Origin of the sequence: Pedobacter lusitanus, assembly GCF_040026395.1 — a bacterium.
Taxonomy (GTDB): Bacteria; Bacteroidota; Bacteroidia; order Sphingobacteriales; family Sphingobacteriaceae; genus Pedobacter; species Pedobacter lusitanus.
The window spans coordinates 5,883,053-5,905,058 of sequence record NZ_CP157278.1; the positions used below are offsets into that span (position 1 = coordinate 5,883,053).

Below are 22,006 nucleotides of genomic sequence, written 5' to 3' on the forward strand. Positions count from 1 at the left end.
AAATGGAAGGGAACTGAACCTATTTTAACCTGGAATAGATTTCCACGATTTCCTGATTGATATTCAGGCTATCAATCTTTTCAATGCCTTTTTGAATAATAGTATCATTCTTTAAAGTCAGCGTAAATTTGAAATCCCTGTTCTCCCAGTCACGGTGGTTACAATATTCCAGGTGTTCCTGGTATTGGTCACCTTTTAATATGTAAGTTCCTGCACCACTGTTATAAACAGGATTTGGTACTTTACCTTTTGCTAAATCATGGTTGAAAAAAGAAAAGTGAGTGCCATTAAAAGATTTAATCATTTCCTGACCTTTTACCGGATAGGTAACCTCTGTTTTTGTACCTGTGGTAACTTTGCTGGAAATGAGTTTCCATGTACCGTTAATGGACTGATTAGTTAATGCTGTTGAAGATAAAGCTGTCTTTTCTGATTGATCTTTGCAGGCGGCAAGACTGGTTAATCCCGCCAGAAGTAATAATTGAAATTTCATGTGGTTTGGTTAAAGGTTAATTTATTGTTAAAGAGGGTTTTAATTGATTGATTAAATCAAATACAATCTAGCAAATCTAATTGTATATCATGAACTTAAATTAAATTAAGCGTAACAGGAGGGGTTTTTACTTAGATAATTGTTACAATTATTGCGTATTAGCACGCTTGTTTGTCTGCTGGCACAAATAGTATTTTTATCATAACCAGGTATAAATATTATGAATAGAAAGCTAACATTAGTTGAAGGGACTATGTATGGTGGAGGGAGTATGGCAGTGAATGTAGTTGCTGCAGTAAAAATCAGGGGCTGTATTGATGTGCTGGAACTGCACGCTGCCCTGATAAAGATTCAGGGCAGGCATCCTTTACTGAGTGTTAATGTGATGGAAGATGAGGCAGGTATACCGCATTTTGTGACCCGGGAGTATATTGCTGAAATACCTGTCCGGATGGCTAACCGTTATACTGATGAAGACTGGAAAAAAGAAGCGAGTTATGAATGCCAGACCCCATTTGTTATCAATAATGATCCGTTAATGCGGGTTGTATATTTGAAATCGCCAACAGCTTCAGATTTAATTGTGGTATGTCATCATTGTATATGTGATGGAAGAGCTATTATCAATTTGCTGGATGAAACTTTATCTCTGCTGGGGCACCCTCAGAAAGAGCTGGCTAGTTATGAATCATTCAGTTCACTGAATGATTTTATTCCGGAGTCAGTAAGAAAAAGCAAGCTCAATCTGCTGATGGTTTTTCTGGCCAAAAATGTGGTTAAACTGGCCTTGCTTGCAGCGTCTTCAAAAAAGGAGATTAAGCGGGTAAAACCTTATCTGATGCACTGGAAACTGGATAATGAAGAATCTGCATTGATCCTGGACAAGTGTAAAAAAGAAGGGGTCTCTCCAAATGCGGTACTGGCAGTTATATTTTTAAAGGCTTTTAATAGTGTTGAAAGTATCAAATCATATAACAAACTTTTTTGTGCGGTAGATATGCGCACATTCCTTACCAGTATAAAAAATGATATGTTATTTGCTTTTCCGGAAATGGTTGGATTAAGCCTTAAAGGAGGAGGGGCTATTAGCTTCTGGAATCAGGTGCATTTGTTCAGGGATGAGCTTCTCCTGAAGATAAATAAAACCAATGTCAATAAAGCATTTTTGCTAAGTGAGCAGCTGTTACCTTCTCTGTCCAGGATTACCAAATTAGCCAGGGCAGACTCCGGAGCTCATGATTTCACCTTTTCAAATATTGGAAAGACCTGTATTAAAGAAAATTATGGTGTTATTGAAGTGGAGAAACTGTATTCTCCTGTAACCATATTTCCTTTTGGGAACCCATCCACATTAATCGCCTCCACTTTCAGAGGGCAGCTCGATTTCATCATCACATCTGATGAACATTTCCTGACACAGGCAAATGCTGTTGCAGTCAAAGAAAAAGCAATGGGTTTACTCAGAGAGGTAGTTAGTATGCCTGAAGCCTGTTAATGTAAGACAAGCTCGCAGTCAACCATGACTTCCTGGTACTCGGTTGTCTCTGTTTTCTGGTCAATTAATTTTAAGAGCAGTCTGATTGCATTTTCACCAATTGACTCGGGGTTTTCTTCAATAGAAGCAAGAGGAGGGTTATCCAGATATCTGATAAATGGCATATTTCCAAACCCAATAAATTCGGTTTGTTCAACTTTTTCATATTTATTGGCACGAAGATATTTCATCGCATCAAATAAGATCTGTTCTTTGAAGGCTACCAGTGCAGTAGGCGGATTTTCGCTATGATAGAATAGTTCTTTGATGGCATTATTGGTATTGGTCTGATCAAAATCAGTATAGGCTACCAGACTGGCGTCAAAAGGAATGTGATTGTCATTCAGTGCATTAATATAGCCCTTGAACCTGTCGTGTGTAAAGCTGATCATTTTTGGGCCTCCCAGGTAGGCAACCCGCTGATGTCCGCGTTTAATTAAAAAATCAGTCGCTTTATAACATCCCTGATAGGTATTGCTCAACACTTTGTGACAGCTTAAGTTAAAACTGGGATTTCTGCCGTAATAGATTATGGGTAAACCCAGATTTTCAAACATATCCAGATGGTCAAAATTCTGGGTGTTTTTGGAAATGGCAATTATTAAACCATCTATGCGGCTTTTTAATAACATGTTAGCCAGATCGACTTCCTTTTTCAGGTCATCATAAGACTGACCAATAATTACATTATAGCCATACTGCCGGGCATGCTGTTCAATTCCAAAAATACTCCTGGTAAAGTAGTGATCCATCAGATCGGGCAGGATAATACCAATGGTATAGGACTTTTGAATCTGGAGATTAAGTGCTGATTTATTTGGCGTGAAATGCAGTTCTGCAGCCATTTGCTTTACCCTTTCTTTGGTATAAGCATTAATAGTAGGATAGTCGTTAAGTGCTTTGGATACTGTGGATATAGAAATTTTCAGCTTTTGTGCCAGAAGTTTCAGCGTGACTGGTGTTTTTGTACTCATTAGGTTAGTTAACGATCCTCTAAATATAAATATAATAATCATATCAAACGTTTGATTTGCATGATTAAGGAGTTTATCGCCGGGAATTTAATAATTACGCCCCATCTGCAGATTTTAATTGTTAAATAAATGTGATATTGAATAATATATCAGAAGCAGTTAAAATAGGGCAAAAAGCAGTTTTATTTCAAACGTTTGAAATGGAGAATCAAACGTTTGACAGACTATTGCGACAGATTTCATAACTAATATGCATCATGCCTTTTATAAATTGCGATAACATAAGGAAAGAATTTAAGAATAATTTTATAGAAAGAATTTGAATAATGAGTTCAGCAGAGAAATCAGATATATATATAATGATTCAGACTATGCGCTGGTTTGGTCCGAATGATCCGGTGAGTCTGACCGCTATTTTACAGGCAGGCTGTAGTGGTGTGGTGAGCGCTTTGCACCATATCCCCAATGGGGTAATTTGGGAAGTTGAGGAGATCAGGAAGCACAAACAGCTGATCGCAGCGGCAGGTTTGACCTGGGATGTGGTTGAAAGCCTGCCGGTACATGAAGCAATTAAAACACAGACCGGGAATTTTGAACACTATATTGAAAATTATAAAAAATCTTTAGCAAACCTTGCTATTTGTGGCATCACAACTGTCACTTATAATTTTATGCCTGTGCTGGACTGGACACGTACCAATCTGGCTTTTGAATTACCGAATGGGGCTAAGGCATTGAAGTTTGAAAAGGCTGCTGTTTGTGCCTTTGATGTTTTTATACTGAAAAGACCCAATGCTCAGGCAGCCTATACCGGGCAGGAAGTTCTGCGGGGAAAAGCCTGGTTTGATCAGGCTGATGAAGCTGCAAAATCTTTATTACAACGGAATGTCATAGCTGGTTTACCCGGCAGCGAAGAAAGTTTTACACTGGAACAGTTTCAACTGGCTCTGGATCAGTATCAGGGTATTGATGAAGAAAAACTAAGTGACCATCTGATCCATTTCCTTGCTGAAATTATACCTGTAGCTGATGCTAATGGTATTAAAATGGTGGTGCATCCTGATGATCCGCCCTATCCGATTTTTGGTTTGCCGCGTGTGGTCAGCACTGCGGGACAGCTCAGAAGAGTCTTTTCAGCTGTTCCGTCTTTAAGTAATGGTTTATGCTTTTGTACCGGCTCATTCGGGGTCCGTGCAGATAATGATTTACCGGCAATGGTTAGTGAGTTTGCTGAACGGATTAATTTTATCCATTTGCGCAGTACCAAAAGGAATCAGGACGGCGATTTTTTTGAAGATAATCATCTGGAAGGCGACGTTGATATGTATCAGGTAGTTAAAGAGATCTTTAAGCTGCAGCAGGATAGAAAAATCAGTATTCCGGTACGTCCTGATCATGGACATCAGATGCTGGATGACCTGCATAAAAAAACGAATCCGGGCTATTCTGCAATTGGTAGATTGAAAGGTCTGGCAGAACTCAGAGGGCTTGAATTTGGCATCCTTAATGAATATTTACTGAAGAATAAATATTAAACAGAAAAAAAGATATGACGGAAGGTACTCTCATTACTGATGACTTTTTATTAACTAACAAAAAGGCTGTTTTGCTTTATCATGAATATGCTAAAAACCTGCCTGTTATCGATTTTCATAATCATTTAGCTCCATCGCAAATTGCAGAAAATAAGAAATTTGCCAACCTGACAGAAATCTGGTTAAAAGGTGATCATTACAAATGGAGGGCAATGCGGGCTCTGGGAGTTGATGAGCGGCTGATTACCGGTAATGCCAGCGACTATGATAAATTTAAGGCATGGGCTGATATTGTACCAGCGACTTTGAGAAATCCGCTGTTCCACTGGACACATATGGAACTCAAAAACCCATTTGGTATTCATGAATATTTAAATGCGGGCTCTGCGGATAGTATTTATCAGCGTACCAATGAGCTTTTAAGTCAGGATGGGTTTACATCCCGTAGTTTGCTGAAAAAATTTAAGGTTGAAATGCTCAGTACTACCGATGATCCTTGTGACGATCTGACCTATCATCAGCAGTTAAACAATGAGGGATTTGAAATCAGGGTAAAACCGTCATTCCGGCCGGACAAAGTTTTTGCGATCAGCAAGCCGGATTCATTTAAGCATTATCTTAAATTACTGTCCGAAAAATCGGGTATAGCCATTACAGATCTTAGCTCTTTGCTGGATGCTTTAAAAAACAGAGTTGATTTCTTTGACTTACACCACTGCTCGATTTCTGATCATGGTTTAAGCATTTTGCCATCCCGGTTTACATTGAGTCCGGCAGAGGAGCAGGAGTTTAAAGTGTTCCTGAAATCTGATCAGGCTGTGTTTTCCAATCCGGATGCTTTTACAGGTCTGATCTTGACTGAACTTTGTAAAATGTATCATCAAAGAGGCTGGGTGCAGCAGTTTCATATCGGTGCAATCAGAAATAATAATATAGGTATGTTGCATAAACTGGGGCCAGATACAGGTTTTGACTCTATCGGTGATTATAAGCATGCCGAGAACCTGACTGCGTTTTTAAGCTATCTGAATTTAACGGATCAGTTAACCCGCACTGTCGTTTATAACCTGAATCCGGCTGATAATGAGATGATAGCCACCATGCTTGGCAATTTCGCCGATGGCAGGGTAAAAGGTAAAATGCAGTTTGGCTCTGGCTGGTGGTTTTTAGACCAGAAAGATGGGATAGAAAAGCAATTGAATGCCTTGTCCAATATGGGGATTGTCAGTTCATTTATTGGAATGCTGACTGATTCCAGAAGCTTTTTATCTTATTCCCGTCATGAGTATTTCAGAAGAATATTATGTAATCTTTTAGGTTCAGAAATGGAAACGGGTTTGTTGCCTGATGATGAAAAATGGGTGGGAGGGATGATCAGTGACATCTGTTATCATAACGCTAAAAACTATTTCGGCTTAAATCCACAAAATTAAATTATATGTCAGCAGAGAATTCATTTTCATTAAAAGATAAGATCATTGTAGTAACCGGGGGAACGGGTATTTTGGGCGGTGCATTTGTGAATGCAGTAGTAGAAGCCGGAGCTTCGGTAGGTATTTTAGGGCGTAATGCTCAGGTAGCCTCCGAACGTGCGGATGCCATTAATCAGGCGGGAGGGAATGCGCTGGCCCTGGTAGCAGATGTGCTGGATGAAAAGCAATTGCTGGATTGCAGAACACAGGTGCTTGATCATTTTGGAAAGATTGACGGACTGGTCAATGCGGCAGGTGGTAATCAGCCTGAAGGTGTTTTAAAACCTGAAGAGGATATCTTTAAAATGAACCTGGACGGAATGAGAAAAGTAATGGATCTGAATTTATGGGGGACGATTATTCCTTCACAAATATTTGGGGCTGCTATCGCAGAGACAGGGAAAGGCAGTATCGTAAATATCTCTTCAATGAATTCCAAAAGAGCAATTACCAAAGTTCTGGGTTATAATATGGGTAAAGCTGCTGTGGACTATTATAACCAGTGGTTCGCTGTTGAAATGGCTAACCGATATGGGGATCGTCTCCGAATGAACGCTATTGCACCAGGATTTTTTCTTACAGAACAAAATCGTGATTTACTGACTAAACCTGATGGTGGATATACCGATAGGGGTAGTTTAGTGATCACACAAACTCCTTTTAAACGTTTTGGTCACCCTGATGAATTAAAAGGTACACTGGTATGGTTGTTAAGTGATGCTTCTCAATTTGTTACCGGGGCAATGATCTGCGTAGACGGAGGATTCTCTGTTTTTGGAGGAGTCTGATCTATATAATCAACCACAAACCAAACCTAAACCAAACCAAATATAATGAACGAAAAAAAAGTGGGTAACTACCGCTGGACAATCTGTGCGTTGTTGTTTTTTGCTACAACGGTTAACTATCTTGACAGACAGGTTCTTAGTCTTTTGCATACCAGGCTCGAAGCAGAGTTTAACTGGACAAACAGTGATTATGCAAATATTACTTCTGCTTTTCAGTTGGTCTATGCAGTTTCGATGCTTTTTGCTGGTCGGATAGTGGACCGGTTAGGGACAAAATGGGGTTATGCGGTAGCTTTAATCATCTGGTGTCTGGGAGCGATCCTGCATGCTAAAGCTATTTTTTTAGGAGAGGGACTTTCGGCTATGCTGGCGGTATTTGGAATTACAGGTATTTCCGTTTCGGTATTGGGATTTATTTGTGCCAGAGCTGTACTGGGTTTTGGGGAATCTGGAAATTTTCCGGCTGCAATTAAAGCTACAGCCGAATATTTTCCTAAAAAAGAACGATCACTGGCAACAGGGGTTTTTAATTCAGGGGCTAATGTTGGGGCAATTCTGGCTCCGTTAACGGTTCCCTGGATCGCTGAAAAATGGGGATGGGAGTCTGCATTTATGATTATTGGTGCAGTGGGCTTTATCTGGTTGTTTTTCTGGTTTATATTTTATGAGAAGCCTGAAAAACAGCAGCGTTTAAGTCAAACTGAACTGGAATATATTCAGTTTGAGCCTGATGAAGCATCGGCTGTGCCAGTTCATGATGTTTTACCGGAAAAAGTATCCTGGTTTAAGCTTTTGGGCTATAAACAGACCTGGGCATTTACCTTTGGAAAATTTATGACCGATGGTGTCTGGTGGTTTTTCCTGTTCTGGCTGCCTTCTTATCTTAAAGTGCAGTATGGTATGGATAATACGGATATTATGGTGCCATTGGCGGTGTTGTATAGCATGACCATGATTGGTAGCATAGGCGGAGGCTGGTTCCCTATGTACTTTATGAAAAAGGGTTATACTCCTTATGACGGAAGAATGAAGGCGATGTTGATTATCGCACTTTTCCCGCTTGTGGTATTGCTTGCGCAGCCACTGGGGCATATCAGCGTTTGGGTTCCGGTGATTTTAATCGGAATTGGCGCATCGGCTCATCAGGCCTGGTCAGCAAATATATTTACCACTGTTTCTGACATGTTTCCGAAAAAATGTATTGGTTCTGTAATTGGTATCGGAAGTATGGCTGGTGGTTTAGGGGGCGTATTTATGTCTAAACTAGGTGGTGGGCTGTTCGATTATTATAAATCACTGGGCCATATTCAGACGGGTTATACCATCATGTTTACAATTTGCGCGGTAACTTATGTGGTTGCCTGGATGGTTATGAAGTCATTGGTGCCAAGGTATAGTGTGATTAAAGATTTATAATTTTTGTAGATAATTTGCTGATTTTTAATTAAATTAGAATGAAAGAGATGGTTGTAATTAATTAGTAATCAGCTTGGTTGTCCGTAACGTTTGTTTTCATATTTATTTAGAAAAAAATGAAAGAAGTAATCAGATCAGATCAGCAAAATCCGTTAAGTTCGCTTGACCAGTGGGAAGACGATTTATTAGCGCGTTATCCGGACCCGAAAACAATTAATCAGGAAAAAGACACGGAAGAATTCCGAAATTATGAATCTTCTGAAAAAGCATCTGTAAAGGAATTTTACAGATTGCAGCATATCAATCAGACTTTTGATTTTGTCAGCAGGAAAAGGGCTGATTATCTGAAGTTTGATCAAATGGAAATGTCTGTATGGGAAGCTTTCGATTTTCTGAATAAGCTGGTGGATGATTCAGATCCTGATACTGACCTTGATCAGTTTCAGCATTTGCTGCAAACCAGTGAAGCAATCCGGCTTCAGGGACATCCTGACTGGATGGTTCTGGTTGGTCTTTTCCATGATATGGGCAAAGTATTATGTCTGTTTGGTGAGCCGCAATGGGCTGTAGTTGGAGATAGTTATCCTGTAGGCTGCGCTTTTTCTGACCGGATAGTTTTTTCTGAATTTTTTGCTAAAAATCCGGATGTGCATCATCCGTTATACAGTACAAAATATGGTATTTATGAACCTAATTGTGGTCTGGATAAAGTGATTATGACCTGGGGACATGATGAATATGTTTATCATCTACTAAAAGATTATCTGCCAGAAGAGGGTTTATATATGCTTCGTTATCATTCATTTTATCCTCAGCATCGTGAAAATGCCTATGATCATTTGATGAACAGTCATGATAAAGAGATGTTTAAATGGGTAAACCTGTTTAATCCGTTTGATCTGTATTCCAAAAGCCCTGTTCCTCCCAACTGGAAAGAGCTGAAGCCTTATTATGAAAATCTGGTGGCTAAATATCTGCCTGCTAAATTGCGGTTTTAGACAATTACTGCAGCAAATTTATTTTAGATTTATTACATTTATCGATGACGGTCTTGTTTGTAAATGTAATGAATCTGATCGCCTTCAACCCTTAACTATCAGATATGAACCCGAAACTCTCCATAGGGGGTATAAGCGTCTTTATAATTTATTTTATCATAGTTGCTTTATATGGATACTACGTTTACAGAAAGAAAAGTAAAGTTAATGACTCCAAAAGTTTCTTTTTAGCTGAAGGATCACTGACCTGGTGGGCCATAGGTGCCTCAATTATAGCTTCTAATATTTCGGCAGAACAATTTATTGGTATGAGCGGCGATGGCTTTTTTGCCGGGATCGCTGTATCGGTATATGAATGGCTGGGCGCAGCAGTACTGATTATTGTCGCTGTGTTTTTTATGCCCGTATATATTAAAAATAAGATATATACCATGCCTCAGTTTCTGAAAAACAGATATAATGGGAGTGTCGCGCTTATTATGAGTATATTCTGGATTTTTCTCTATGTTTTTATCAATTTAACGTCCATTTTATATCTGGGTGCGTTAGCGATTAATGGATTAATTGGTGGTGATTATTTTCATGTGGTTATGGTCTGTCTGGCTGTATTTGCAATTATAATTACACTTGGAGGAATGCGGGTAATCGGTTATACAGATGTGATTCAGGTAGGCGTTTTAATCATCGGCGGGCTTGCCACAACTTATATGGCACTAACTATTGTCGGAGAAAGATTTGGTGTAGGAAGTGAAGCTATCGCCGGTTTTAAAGTATTACTTAAAGAGGCACCGGAACACTTTCATCTGATGCTGGCAAAACCAAAAGCAGGGGCAGCGCAGGCTGATATCAATAAATATCTTATTCTGCCAGCAGTAGGTATGTATGCTGCCGGTCAGTGGATCAGTAACCTGAACTACTGGGGCTGTAATCAGTATATCACACAGCGTGCCTTAGGTGCAGATCTGCAAACCGCGCGTACAGGAATTCTATTTGCCAGTTTGCTTAAAATATTAATGCCGGTAATTGTCATGCTGCCCGGAATTATAGCTTATGTGTTGTATAAAGGCGGACATTTGCAGTTAACAGGAGGAAAAGACAGTGCTTATTCTGCAATTCTTGGTCTTTTACCACCAGAACTAAAAGGTTTAGCTGCTGCGGCTTTAACAGCAGCTATAGTAGCCTCACTGGCGGGTAAATGTAATAGTATCTCTACCATTTTTACCCTGGATATCTATAAAAAACATATCAATCAGTTATCAGATGAAAAACGGATGGTCTGGATAGGGCGTATAGCTATTGTGATTTCAATGGTGGTTGCCGTACTCTTTACCTGGAATGACCTGTTGGGTATAGGCAGATCGGGGGGCTATACCTTTGTTCAGAAATATACCAGCTATATCAGCCCGGGCGTTTTTGCGACTTTCATTTTAGGAATGTTCTGGAAACGAACCAATAGTCTGGCTGCTTTTACAGGGATTATTTTTGGTTTTGTAATCTCAGTTTTCTTTAATGAATTTGCTGTCAGGGTATTTGGCCCGGAAACGCTTTTATATACCGCTTTTCCAAATATGGACGGTATTTATGAGATTCCGTTTTTCATCTGTCTGAGCTGGTCATTTATCATTACGGTATTAGTTATGGCAGGAACAAGTTTAGCCGGGCCTAAAATCAATCCGAAAGCTTTTGAACTGGACACAGATATGTTTAAACTGAAGCCGTCTTCAATTATATTGATTGTGTCTATTCTGATGCTGTTAATTGCTATTTATGCCCGGTTCTGGTAATTAATCATATTTCATTGCCGGATAGTTCAGCAGTCTTCTCCATAAAGCAATCTGTCCGATACAGCTGGCCTCGCGGTAGGTGGTGAAGGTAATCAGCTCGTAAATAGAAAAGGTATGGCCTGGCATCATTTCAAAGGCTGTATCAAGTTTTTCATCAGTGATCTGGAGTAGCAGATCTTTTAAGATTGCACTGATTTTTATCCAGTCCTGCTTAAAGGATTCCAGTGATGGATAACTGACGTCATCCTGGATACCTTTATGGTCTTTGAAGAGCTCATGTGCAGCTTGTTGCTGTTTGTTGCCCAGAATGGCCGCCATTTCGTATCTTCCTTCTACCAGACTGCCGGTAATCCAGGCGATGTGATTTGCCCTGGTGTCTAATCTGCTATGTGCGTCTTTTTCTGAAATGTCTTCAAGAGCTCTGGCGAAAAATGTGGTATGCATATCATATAATACTATGATTGAATACATTTTGTTGCTAACTGGATTCATCTTGTTTAAGATTTTAGAGGTTTGAATTTAATTTTGTTAGTTAAATTTATGGTCTTTTGTTTAAAGAATGCGGGGGTAAATAAGGCAATTTAAGGGGGTGATTAAGACAGCTCATGTTATAATGCTATATTAGTACATGCTATATAATCCGATTCTGATATGAAATATAAAATCCGCGCTGTCAGTTATACTCTTATTTGTTTTTCTCTTTTCTTTTCGCTGCAGATTTATGCACAGGGACAGCAGCGGCCCAATATTATTTTTGTACTGGCTGATGATATGGGGTATTCCGACCTGAGTTGTTATGGTAACCCGGTGATCATGACTCCTTTTCTTGATAAAATGGCTCAAAAAGGGGTAAAGGCTACAAATTATGTGGTTACCAGTCCGTCTTGTACACCTTCCAGAGCTTCTTTGCTTACAGGAAGATATGCGACGAGGATGGATTTACCTGTAGTAATTGGCCCGGGATCATCTCAGGGATTGCACGATCAGGAGGTTACGATTGCAGAAATGCTGAAAAAGGTTGGGTATAATACGGCAATGATCGGCAAATGGCATCTTGGCGATCATGAGCTCTATAATCATCCTAATGCTCAGGGGTTTGATTCTTATTATGGGATGTTGTACAGTCATGATTATCATGCGCCTTATGTAAAAACGGATACTACCTTGAAAATATTCAGAAACCGTAAAGCAGAGGTAGTCAGGCCAGCGGATTCATCTCTTACAGAATTGTATAAGAATGAAGCTGTAAAATATATCAGTAAACAGAAAAAAGATAAGCCGTTTTTCTTATATCTGGCTCATAATATGCCGCATTTACCTGTAGCATTTGGTTCTCCTGCTAAGCATAAAGGTCTTTCTGAAGGAGGGCCGCTTGGTGATGTGGTTACTGAGCTGGATGCAAGTCTTGCTGAGGTCTGGGCCGAAGTAGAGAAACAGGGGCTGGCCGATAATACCATTTTTATGTTTTCCAGTGATAACGGGCCGTGGATAGACTTCCCGGACCGGATGTCTGCTGATGGGGCTACCAAACGCTGGCATGCAGGAACTGCTGGTGTTTTTCGCGGCAGTAAGGGGCAGAGTTATGAAGGGGGGATTCGTGAACCTTTTATTGTCTACTGGAAAAATCATACTCCTGTAGGGGCAACGGTTACCAGTATGATGAGTAACGTTGATGTGCTACCTACTTTAGCCAAATGGTCCGGTGCGCCTTTGCCGGCTGGCCGTACGCTCGACGGACAGGTTATTGCGGATGTTTTATTGCAAAAGGGAGCTAAACATCCTGCCCATCGGGAAATTTACATCGTTAACAGTGGAATCTGTGAAGCTGTAAGAAAAGATAGCTGGAAATACAGGGAAGTTAAAGGAGGGAAATCCACCAATGGGATATCAGAGAAAACAGTAGAAGATAGAATCGAATTATTCAATCTTTCCTATGATCCGGGCGAGAGAAGTAATGTCATTGAAGAAAACCCTGAAATAGCGAGGGAAATGAAAATTCTGTTTGATAAATATCCTGGTCATACAGAGAATTAGGGGACAGGGGAATCAACCTATCTCCTAATTATAGTCTGATGGAGATAGGTTAATAAGAGCAGCTCTTATCTGATAACTATTTCACCTGTTATTTTATAGTTATTTCCCGGCTCAGCATTTTTGCCTCTTCTTTTTTTGCTACGTCGATTTTCAATACGCCATCTGTATATGCTGCTTCGATATTTCCGTCATCAGCAGATTCCGGTAGTGAGAAAGAACGTACAAATGAACTATAGCTGTATTCCCTGCGGTTATACTTTTTATTGTCCTCTGTTTGCTCTGTTTTTTTCTCGACTGATATGTTCAGCATATTCCCTTCCTGACTGATCTTGAAGTCTTCTTTTTTCAGACCAGGGGCAGCCAGTTCTATATGATAATGGTCATCTGTTTCACAGATATTCACTGCTGGTACTCTTGAAGTCATCCGGTCTGAAATAAATGAATCATTAAAGAATGATTCGAAGATGGTATTAAACCCCGGGTTTAATACGTCTTTGTCTCTTTTTTCATTGAATTTTATTAAGGTCATATTCATTCCTCCTTTTTATTATTTGATAACTTATTATTTGTTCGTTTCCGCAATTTTTCTTCTGCCTGTTTTACTTCATCTTTTTCGGCAAGTGGCAGATCTGTTGCTGGTCTTTCCGGTCTTGTGCGTCCTGCTTTTGCAAGAGCTTTGTCAGTGTCACTTTCTTTTATGTTTTTTCTTTTCTTTTCCATGATCATCACGATTAATTATGAACATAATTAAGGAGCCATGACTATAACAGCAATATTTGCGAGTTCTGTATCCGTCTGCCATTTTTCTTTAAGTGTGGCCAGTAATAACTCTTTGATGGAGAAGTGGCCCCATTGTTCTGCAAATGTGACCATAGTTTCATAGCTGGCCATTTCATATTGATTTATTTTTTGCATGGCCATGATGATAGCAGCATCTCTGACCAATGGGTTCCTGTCGGTATGTTCAACCAGTAATTCGGCTTCAGCGATTAATCCGGCCATACCCTGGCATTTTTCCAGTTTGGGTTGCTGTTTTAGTTTTTCAAACATCTCTCTGAGTCTTTGCACATGAATTACAGTTTGAGTGAGATGCTTGTTAAGCATTGTTTTTAGCGAGCTATTTTCAGCTGCTTTTTCCAGCTCCCTGAGTAATTTTAATAAATGTTCATCAGCCCACAGCATATCCTGCAATTCTTCAACAAAGAGCTGATGAAACTGGGTCGTTTTTTTTGTTTTATCTGATTGTTCCCGTGAGATGGAATGATCAGTATAGCTATCTGGTAATCCTGTTAGCGGATCAATACCGGGTGAGAATGCAGTAGTCATAATGTTTAAATTAATTGCTCATTTGTTTGATAGATTGTTTTGTTGCGGGCTATATAAGGTTAGTAATCTCTAAGAAATAAAACTGTCAGGAGTTTTTTTCCTGGGAAGATGGTTTTTATGCAGCTCTTCTGATTTGGGTTTACCCCAGTTCCAATCTTCTCTAAAATCTTCGTCTGCGTGAAAATAGTATCCGCGTTTGCGATAAGAATAGGTTTTGATCGGGTCAAATTTGTCTTTTGCTTTGATTTTTGTTTTCATAATCTGATAAATTATGGTTTGATTTTTTGGCTATAACAAGCTCTTTTATAAATGGTTTGTCATAAAAATAATTCAGTTGTTTCCCTAAATGGAATGAGCTGATTTAACCGTCTCCCGGAATTGGATTTGATTATTCCCTGAAATTGAGAGCGAAAACAATTGTGCCCACAATAAATAAAATTGCGCCCATAATGATCGCGAAAATGCCGAATGTGTCCAGGAAATTTATTGCAGCAACGTGGGCGAATAAGCCTGCAATCAAAATTAAAATCCCGGAAACAATAAAATTCCTTTTTCTTTTCATGGTTTAAATTTATTGAGGGCTAAAACAATGATCAAAGGAAATGGTTTAACGGCGATGCAATTTTATCTTACTTAGTTTTGATATGTTCAGTTTTTATAAAATGTTTATCGTAATTTTTCCTTATAAAGTATTTTTGTGTTTTTATTAAAAATATAATTACATAGATTGAATCTATTAAATGATAATGTTTGTTTTTTTATGAATAAATTAACTTTTTTATTAAAATTAATTAATGTAAAACAAAAATATTTGTTTTACATTTACGTAACATGCTGTTGCATATTGAAATATATGAATTTTATCTGTGTTTTAATACTTGTTCACATTTGTTTATAGTTTGCAATTAATCGTCTACTTATTAATTATAAATCAAAAAAAATGAAAACACTATCTATGTTTAGTTGCCTGATTGTTTCAGCGACTTTAGCCAATGCCAAGCCGTTGAAATTTGGAAATCCGGTAAAAGAAAGAGTCAATGAGGTTGCGGTAGCACCGGTGAGATTAAGTAAAACAATGTCATTGGTTGTTGTGCGCAGTTCGTCTACTTCTCCACTGGGAGTTCCGGTATCCGGGGGATGGCTTAAAAATGAAAATACAGGAGAAATTGCAGGAGGAAGTGGATCGCGGATCGCAATAAATGCAAGTATAGGCGATGTCATCAGTGCGGAAGTTCCTTATTATGCAGATGGCAGAAAGTTAAAGGGGTATGTCGTGATTACAGAAGCATATTACGAGCGTGGCAGTGGTAATCTCTGGGTTCGTTAATGCCTGTTATCTTTTTCTGGATTTATGCTGTTTACAATCATCTACTTATAAAAACAAATTAAAAACATGAAAACACTATCTATTTTGCTGCCGCTGGTTATTTCGGCGGCTTTAACAAATGCTAAACCGGTTGCAGTTGAAAATCCGGTAAAAGAAAAAGTAAATAAAGTTGTAGCTGTACAGAGAATCAGTAAACCAATGCCGTGGCAGTCAGTACGTTTAATCGGGCCTGTTATACTTCCGGTTGCTAATGTAACGCTTCACAATGAAACTACTGGTCAGGTAGTTGTCACTGACGGATCAGGAAATGCAGTACTGGATACAGCTGTAGGGGATATCATTAATGCATTGGCTCCAAATGGTTATAAAAACAGATTGGAGGTTACTCAGCAAGCTTATGATCGGGGGCGCTCTAATATCTACGTTTATAACAGACCGTAAAACATAATACCTTATTTACCTATAAATGAAAAACATGAAAACACTATCAGTTTTTAGTCTCTTAATTCTCTCAGCAGTTTTAACCAGTGCTGTACCACGCAAATTAGCGAATCCAGTAAAAGAAAGAATGAATGAAGTTGCTGCTGTACCAGTGAGGTACAGTAAGGCGATAAGATTGGTTCTTATGCGCAGGCTTTCCAGTCTTCCTACAGGAATGCCATTACCAGGCGGAGTGCTTAAAAATCTGAATACCGGAGAGATTGTTGGGGGTGACGGATCTTCGCCTCTGCTGATCAATGTAAACATTGGAGATGTCGTAAGCGGGGAATATAATTATCAGGATGGCAGACAGCTTAAGGGTAATCTTACTATTACTGCAGATTATTATGAGCGCGGAAGTGGTAGCCTCTGGGTTCGATAAGGCCGGAAATATCATGTTGTGCCGGCTTGAAATTAGCTACAATCTGAACAATTAATCATCTACTTATAAAAACAACTTAATAACATGAAAACACTATCTATTTTTACCCTAATGACTATTCCGGTATTTTTAGCGACCGCCGAATCCGTAAGAGTTAAAAGCGGTGCAAAAAATGAAGTTTTAACAGTTTCGGCAAGAGTCAGCAAGACTCAGATCTGGAGAGCAGTGATGACATTTAAGGGGCACAGAATTCCGGTTGCCGGTGCAATTTTTAAAAATGAAACAACAGGGCAAACGGCAGTTGCAAATGCAGCAGGAGATGCAGTGCTAAATGTAAATGTCGGAGATGTTGTAGGTTCATATGATCCCAAGGGTATAAACAATAATCTGAACGTAGTTGTAACACCTGAAATATATGCTCAGGCTCAATATCAGGTTATAGTAAGAGCCCAAATCTAAAAGCAACATCATCTTAAGCAGGATGGAAGGTGGTAAAACGATCAGACAATAAACTTAGCTTATTGTCTGATCGTTTTAAGAATTAGTCTTTTAAGATGACTATTCCGGAAGCCTGCTGTCTTCTGATAGCAAACTTTTGTTTGGATGAATGTTTAGTTAACAATTATTTATCTGTAAATTTCAAAGAATGAAAACACTATCTATTTTTAGCCTCTTAATTATTTCAGCATTTTTAACAAATGCCAGTCCGGTAACAGTTGGAAATCTACTCAAAGAAAGAAAAAATGAAACTGTAGCCATACCCATGAGGGTTAGTAAACCTATGAAAGTCAGGTCTTGTATTTGGATTAATGGTATTAGAGGATGGCTAAAATGGGCGAGTATTCAAAATGTAACTACTGGTGAATGGGGTATAATTGATGCGGAGGGATCGACAACATTAGATATAAGTGTGGGAGATGTTATAACTGGAGTAACCGTTCAAGTGCCCACTATGAACAAAACATGGGTGATTACGCAAACTCATTATGATTTTGGAGAAGTTAACCTTTATCTTGTTAGAATAGGAAGTTAAAATAGGGTTCTATAAATTATTTCCAGTATTTTCTTATGCTGGTTTTAACAAAGATGTCTTCTGAAGACCTGTTTATTACTGATAAAAAAGAAGCCTGTTATCATATGATAGCAGGCTTCTTTACTTATGAAAGGGGAACGCCGTGAATAACTGATTCCAGATAATAAAATATATCTTCGTATCGAAGGCCATATTCGAAATCGCATGAGCATAGTTATTATATTCAACAATAAAGATCCTAAACCGTGGGCAGAGGCTCTTGAGAAATTTTTACCAGAAGATAAGGTGTTTGTTTATCCCAATGTGCCTGATCCTCAATCTGTACTTTTAGCTATATGCTGGAAACCAGTCCCGGGAGTACTTAGTGAATTTCCAAATCTGAGGCTGGTACAGAGTGCCGGTGCTGCTGTCGATCACCTGATAAGGACACAGTCATTTCGTGAAACGATGCTTCTGGCAAGGATTGTAGATGAAAATCTATCGAATGATATGTGGGAATATTTGCTGGCAGGTAGCATGAGTATGATCAGGACTTTTTCTACTTACGAAAGTAATCAGGAAGAAAAAAGATGGGAACAGCTGTCTTATAGCACTATCGGTCAGACAACTATTGCTGTATTGGGGCTGGGGAAAATCGGAGCAGCGACGGCGCGGAAACTGTCTGTTCTTGGGTTTTCGGTAAGGGGATGGTCGGCAACGAAGAAAGAGATAGAAGGTGTAAATTGTTATTATGGCAATGAACAACTGGATCTGACGCTTACCGGAGCTGATATTCTTATTAATATTCTTCCACTGACTCCTGAAACAGAGAATATACTTAATACAAAAAATCTTCTTAAGCTTAATAAAGGTGCAGGTCTTATTAATGTAGCGCGCGGTGAACATTTAGTTGAAGATGATTTGTTGGATTTGCTTGCATCCGGACATCTGTCAGCTGCAAGACTGGATGTTTTCAGGGAAGAACCTCTTCCGAAAGACCATCCTTTCTGGGAGCAAAAAAAAATAGGCATTACTCCACATATTGCAAGTCTGACCAATATTAACTCAGCAATCAATCAGGTTGTGCAAAATTATAGAAATCTGAAGGATGGAAAAGAGGTGAGGAACCTGGTTTCGATACAAAAAGGATATTGATTGTGAAAGGGGAAATTTAAGTCGTATTTGAAAACAAAAAAGCTCCCCAGAATTTTTGAAGAGCTTTTGCAGACCATACTTAGGAGGTTTTTGACATCCAGATGTTAACTCCTGTACAGATGCAATACAAAAATCCTGGTTTTGAGAGAAAGAAATCAAAACAGTGCAATTATCTTAAGGCTGCATCTACACTTTGCTTGTACATGGGCCCAATAGGGAATTGCTTTTTACCTATCTCAACGATGGATGGAGAAAAGGAGGTTATCTTTTCTGTATTAACAATAAATGAACGGTGAACGCGAAGAAAGCGTTGATTTTGTAGCTCAATTTCCAGATTACTGATTTTATATTTAATTGTCAATTCACTTTCGGTGGTTAAGACCTTAATATAATCTCTGATACTTTCAATATATACTATATCAGCAACGTTAATTTTATAATTTTTGATTCCAGATTTTAATATAATGAAAGGTACTTCCGGAGCGGTTACAGCAATATTAACGGGTTTGTGTTTTTGTCTGAGATAACGTTCCACCGCTTTGAAAAACCGATCGAAAGTAATGGGTTTAAGAAGGTAATCGACAATCTCTAAATCATAGCTTTCGAGTGCAAATTCCCGATAAGCTGTAGTAAAAATAGTTTGTGGTGGTTTTTTTATTGTTTTTAAGAAATCGATCCCCGAAAGCTGGGGCATTTGAATATCCAAAAATAATAGATCTATAGTGTTGTTTGATAATATAGACAATGCTTCGATTGCATTTGAACAAGTGGCAACTATTTCAAAATTGTCGAAGTGTGCTAAATGTCTTTCCAATAACTCTATTGCCAGTGGTTCATCGTCTACTAAAAGGCATTTTACCTTCATAAATTGATATCCAGTTTTACTAAAAATTGATTTTCCATTCTTTTTATTGTTAAAACATGGTCACTCCCATATAAGAGATCCAATTGTTTTGAAATATTATCCAGGCCAATTTTTTCTAATTTACTATTTGTTTTATTGTGTCCGGTGGTATTAATTATTTCAAACATAATAGAGTGCTCTGTTGATGCGATACTGATATGAATTTCAGGATTTCCTATAGCACTTCCTGCCCCATGCTTAAATGCATTTTCAACCAGAGAGATTAATATTAGCGGTGCAATCATAACATTAGAGGTAATGCGGGTATTAAAATTGAGTATTAGCCTGTCATTATATCTGAGCTTTTCAAGCTCAATGTAGTCTTTAAGCAAGTCAATTTCTTGTTTAATTGGTACTGATATCGAATTGCCACGATATAAAATGTAATCCAGAATGGCTGATAAGCGACCAATAGAATCTGATGTTTTGGGCGAGTTTTTTAAAGATAGAGCGTAAATATTATTAAGCGTATTAAATAGAAAATGTGGGTTTAACTGTGCCTTTAGTTGTTTAAGTTCATTTTTTACTTTATCCTTCTCCAGGGATAGTGTTTTCTTTTGGATTTCATTTTGCATGAGTAAAAGTTTCAGTGCAAGAAAGAGGAATGCTATGGAGAAATTTTCATAAAAATATACCTTAAATAACTTATAAAGATCAGTAGAGATCTCCATGAGAGATTCTTGTTCAGGGCATTCAAAACAAACAATGTGATGTTCGAACTGAAATGGCTCTGCTCCATAAATAATAATTACCCTTGATGCCACGCTGATCAAATAAGCAAAAATGAAAAAAAATAATATAGTTAAAAAGTACTTTTTCGTGTAGAGTAGCTGCGGGATAGTTACATAACTTAAAAAGTATGCTGCTGGAATTCGCGTAATTAACAAGGCTATGGCATTAACCAGCGTGTAACCGAAAGACCAGTCTTCGCTACCCATATCGTTCCTGCTAATTGAAAACAGCAGAATGATTATCCAGAAAAAAAGATGTGCTTGCAGGCGATGTCCTTTAAAATAGAGAAAGAGGTTATTTAGGAAATTCATTGCTAACAAATGTACCAAATTGAAAGAGTAAGAATCTCAAAAAAGACCGAAAGACCTGATTCAATGATAAAAAGTAGAAAAAGAGGTATCAACAGGCTTATGTGTAAAATCATGATATCCGGCATTGGATGTTTGTTTCTGTCTTCATCCCGCTTTTAATTTTATTTCGATAAATACATTCGTAGAATACTTAAAAAATAAGCAATGAAAAAAGTAATGACACTCCCTGCAATTACCGACAGGCTCCATGGTCTTGATCATTTAAGAGCCTTCGCTATTATTTTCGTCTTTATTTTTCATTATGGCAGGCTTTTTTATGCGCCACAGCCTTTGATATCCATTGGTAAATTTGGATGGACAGGAGTTGATCTTTTTTTTGTGTTAAGTGGGTACCTGATTGCATCACATCTGTTTAAAGGGATTTTAACAAAAGGAATTAATTTCCGTGTTTTTTATACTAAACGTATTTTCAGGATCATTCCGGTCTATCTTGTTATATTGTTGCTTTATTTCCTGTTTCCGTCTTTCAGAGAACGGGAAGCGCTTGCACCACTATGGAAATATCTTACATTCACTCAAAATATAGGGCTTGACCTACGTAGTCAGGGCACATTTTCTCACGCATGGTCTCTATGCATTGAAGAACAGTTTTACTTATTATTCCCTTTGATGCTTTGGATACTTGTTTATTCCAAACGTATAGATAAAATATTTACACTGTTGCTTATTTTGTTTTTATCTGGCTTTATTTTCCGTCTATATACCTGGACAAATTTTGTAAGTCCTTTTATAGGAACAGAAGATTTTGTATTCTACTGGTATAAATGGATTTATTATCTGACCTTATGCAGGTTAGATGGTCTGATTACCGGCATACTAATTGCTGCAATATTTGAATTCATGCCAATGTACAGGAGCAGAATCGAGCCATTTGGGAATCGTTTGTTAATCATTAGTGTTCTGGTTCTGACAGCTGCTTATTATCTATGTGAAAATGAAGAATCATTCTCTGCTTCTGTTTTTGGTTTTCCATTAATAAGTTTGGGGTACGGCATGCTGCTGCTCGGAGCAATCTGTCCGGGTAGTTTGTTATATAATTTCAGATCTGGCTTTATGCGAAAAATTGCGGACCTGTCATTTGCCATTTATCTTTGTCATAAAATAGTTTTGCATCTTTCTCAAGAGCAGTCCGGGTATTTTTCTGTGGAAAAAGATAGTTGGGTAATGTTTACGATTGGCCTGTTTGCAACTATATCAGTAGCATATATACTAAATATACTAATCGAAAAACCATTTATGAAAATCAGAAATATCTTACTTAAACGGATGGGTCATTAGATGATGGGATT

24 protein-coding genes are annotated in these 22,006 nt (G+C 38.4%); 15 read left to right on the forward strand and 9 right to left on the reverse strand.

The features are described 5' to 3' along the window. Positions 1–19: 19 nt before the first annotated feature. The gene (locus tag PL_RS25315) at positions 20–493 is read right to left on the reverse strand and encodes a hypothetical protein (RefSeq protein ID WP_041880652.1); all 474 of its coding nucleotides are present in this window, start codon (positions 491–493) and stop codon (positions 20–22) included. A gap of 220 nt (positions 494–713) precedes the next feature. Between PL_RS25315 and PL_RS25320 the strand changes: the two genes are divergently transcribed. Continuing rightward, positions 714–1,988: a condensation domain-containing protein gene (locus PL_RS25320; protein WP_348620657.1), complete on the forward strand. Its 1,275-nt coding sequence runs from the start codon at positions 714–716 to the stop codon at positions 1,986–1,988. On the opposite strand, the gene PL_RS25325 is transcribed toward PL_RS25320, so the two are convergent. Further along, a complete protein-coding gene (locus tag PL_RS25325; protein ID WP_041880644.1) occupies positions 1,985–3,001 on the reverse strand; it encodes a LacI family DNA-binding transcriptional regulator in 1,017 nt (338 codons plus the stop codon). The genes PL_RS25320 and PL_RS25325 overlap by 4 nt on opposite strands. 326 nt (positions 3,002–3,327) lie before the next feature. Here PL_RS25325 and uxuA point away from each other — a divergent pair, with 326 nt between their 5' ends. From uxuA to PL_RS25355, 6 genes are all read left to right on the forward strand, one after another. Beyond that, on the forward strand, positions 3,328–4,536 hold the full coding sequence (gene uxuA, locus PL_RS25330; RefSeq protein ID WP_235324496.1) for a mannonate dehydratase: 1,209 nt from the start codon (positions 3,328–3,330) through the stop codon (positions 4,534–4,536). A 14-nt stretch (positions 4,537–4,550) separates the two neighbouring features. After that, positions 4,551–5,969, forward strand: coding sequence for a glucuronate isomerase (uxaC, locus tag PL_RS25335; protein ID WP_041880643.1), 1,419 nt, complete (start codon positions 4,551–4,553; stop codon positions 5,967–5,969). 5 nt (positions 5,970–5,974) lie between these two features. Continuing rightward, positions 5,975–6,796 carry an SDR family oxidoreductase gene (locus tag PL_RS25340; protein ID WP_041880641.1) on the forward strand — a complete coding sequence of 274 codons (822 nt, stop codon included), beginning with the start codon at positions 5,975–5,977 and terminating at the stop codon, positions 6,794–6,796. A gap of 45 nt (positions 6,797–6,841) precedes the next feature. Beyond that, the gene (locus tag PL_RS25345) at positions 6,842–8,212 is read left to right on the forward strand and encodes an MFS transporter (protein ID WP_348620658.1); all 1,371 of its coding nucleotides are present in this window, start codon (positions 6,842–6,844) and stop codon (positions 8,210–8,212) included. A 116-nt stretch (positions 8,213–8,328) separates the two neighbouring features. Beyond that, entirely contained in the window at positions 8,329–9,210 is an 882-nt protein-coding gene (locus tag PL_RS25350) for an inositol oxygenase family protein (RefSeq protein ID WP_041880638.1), read from the forward strand. A gap of 104 nt (positions 9,211–9,314) precedes the next feature. Then, complete coding sequence (locus PL_RS25355; RefSeq protein ID WP_041880635.1) at positions 9,315–10,994, forward strand: sodium:solute symporter family transporter; 1,680 nt, start codon at positions 9,315–9,317, stop codon at positions 10,992–10,994. On the opposite strand, the gene PL_RS25360 is transcribed toward PL_RS25355, so the two are convergent. Beyond that, positions 10,995–11,465, reverse strand: a complete 471-nt coding sequence (locus PL_RS25360; protein WP_235324495.1) for a DinB family protein — start codon at positions 11,463–11,465, stop codon at positions 10,995–10,997. It lies immediately after the preceding gene. A gap of 180 nt (positions 11,466–11,645) precedes the next feature. On the opposite strand from PL_RS25360, the gene PL_RS25365 reads away from it, so the two are divergent. Next, entirely contained in the window at positions 11,646–13,028 is a 1,383-nt protein-coding gene (locus tag PL_RS25365; protein ID WP_041880632.1) for a sulfatase-like hydrolase/transferase, read from the forward strand. 88 nt (positions 13,029–13,116) lie between these two features. On the opposite strand, the gene PL_RS25370 is transcribed toward PL_RS25365, so the two are convergent. From PL_RS25370 to PL_RS25385, 4 genes are all read right to left on the reverse strand, one after another. Then, positions 13,117–13,557 carry an Hsp20/alpha crystallin family protein gene (locus PL_RS25370; protein ID WP_041880695.1) on the reverse strand — a complete coding sequence of 147 codons (441 nt, stop codon included), beginning with the start codon at positions 13,555–13,557 and terminating at the stop codon, positions 13,117–13,119. Between the two features lie 2 nt (positions 13,558–13,559). Further along, positions 13,560–13,748, reverse strand: coding sequence for a hypothetical protein (locus PL_RS25375; RefSeq protein ID WP_041880630.1), 189 nt, complete (start codon positions 13,746–13,748; stop codon positions 13,560–13,562). 27 nt (positions 13,749–13,775) lie between these two features. Beyond that, on the reverse strand, positions 13,776–14,354 hold the full coding sequence (locus PL_RS25380) for a DUF892 family protein (RefSeq protein WP_052496189.1): 579 nt from the start codon (positions 14,352–14,354) through the stop codon (positions 13,776–13,778). Between the two features lie 69 nt (positions 14,355–14,423). Next, entirely contained in the window at positions 14,424–14,612 is a 189-nt protein-coding gene (locus tag PL_RS25385; protein ID WP_041880628.1) for a hypothetical protein, read from the reverse strand. A 682-nt stretch (positions 14,613–15,294) separates the two neighbouring features. Between PL_RS25385 and PL_RS25390 the strand changes: the two genes are divergently transcribed. From PL_RS25390 to PL_RS25415, 6 genes are all read left to right on the forward strand, one after another. Then, entirely contained in the window at positions 15,295–15,681 is a 387-nt protein-coding gene (locus PL_RS25390; RefSeq protein ID WP_152620288.1) for a hypothetical protein, read from the forward strand. Positions 15,682–15,747: 66 nt separating this feature from the next. Then, a complete protein-coding gene (locus PL_RS25395; RefSeq protein ID WP_041880624.1) occupies positions 15,748–16,122 on the forward strand; it encodes a hypothetical protein in 375 nt (124 codons plus the stop codon). Between the two features lie 34 nt (positions 16,123–16,156). Further along, a complete protein-coding gene (locus PL_RS25400; RefSeq protein WP_152620287.1) occupies positions 16,157–16,543 on the forward strand; it encodes a hypothetical protein in 387 nt (128 codons plus the stop codon). Positions 16,544–16,627: 84 nt separating this feature from the next. Continuing rightward, complete coding sequence (locus PL_RS25405; RefSeq protein WP_152620286.1) at positions 16,628–17,002, forward strand: hypothetical protein; 375 nt, start codon at positions 16,628–16,630, stop codon at positions 17,000–17,002. Positions 17,003–17,189: 187 nt separating this feature from the next. Next, a complete protein-coding gene (locus PL_RS25410; protein ID WP_041880618.1) occupies positions 17,190–17,576 on the forward strand; it encodes a hypothetical protein in 387 nt (128 codons plus the stop codon). 204 nt (positions 17,577–17,780) lie between these two features. Further along, a complete protein-coding gene (locus PL_RS25415) occupies positions 17,781–18,710 on the forward strand; it encodes a 2-hydroxyacid dehydrogenase (protein ID WP_041880617.1) in 930 nt (309 codons plus the stop codon). 169 nt (positions 18,711–18,879) lie between these two features. Here PL_RS25415 and PL_RS25420 read toward each other — a convergent pair whose 3' ends face one another. Then, positions 18,880–19,575: a LytR/AlgR family response regulator transcription factor gene (locus PL_RS25420; RefSeq protein ID WP_041880615.1), complete on the reverse strand. Its 696-nt coding sequence runs from the start codon at positions 19,573–19,575 to the stop codon at positions 18,880–18,882. Then, the gene (locus PL_RS25425; protein ID WP_160292087.1) at positions 19,572–20,552 is read right to left on the reverse strand and encodes a sensor histidine kinase; all 981 of its coding nucleotides are present in this window, start codon (positions 20,550–20,552) and stop codon (positions 19,572–19,574) included. Before PL_RS25425 ends, PL_RS25420 begins: the two co-directional genes overlap by 4 nt. A gap of 309 nt (positions 20,553–20,861) precedes the next feature. On the opposite strand from PL_RS25425, the gene PL_RS25430 reads away from it, so the two are divergent. Continuing rightward, on the forward strand, positions 20,862–21,995 hold the full coding sequence (locus PL_RS25430) for an acyltransferase family protein (protein WP_200890712.1): 1,134 nt from the start codon (positions 20,862–20,864) through the stop codon (positions 21,993–21,995). The last annotated feature ends 11 nt before the right edge of the window (positions 21,996–22,006 follow it).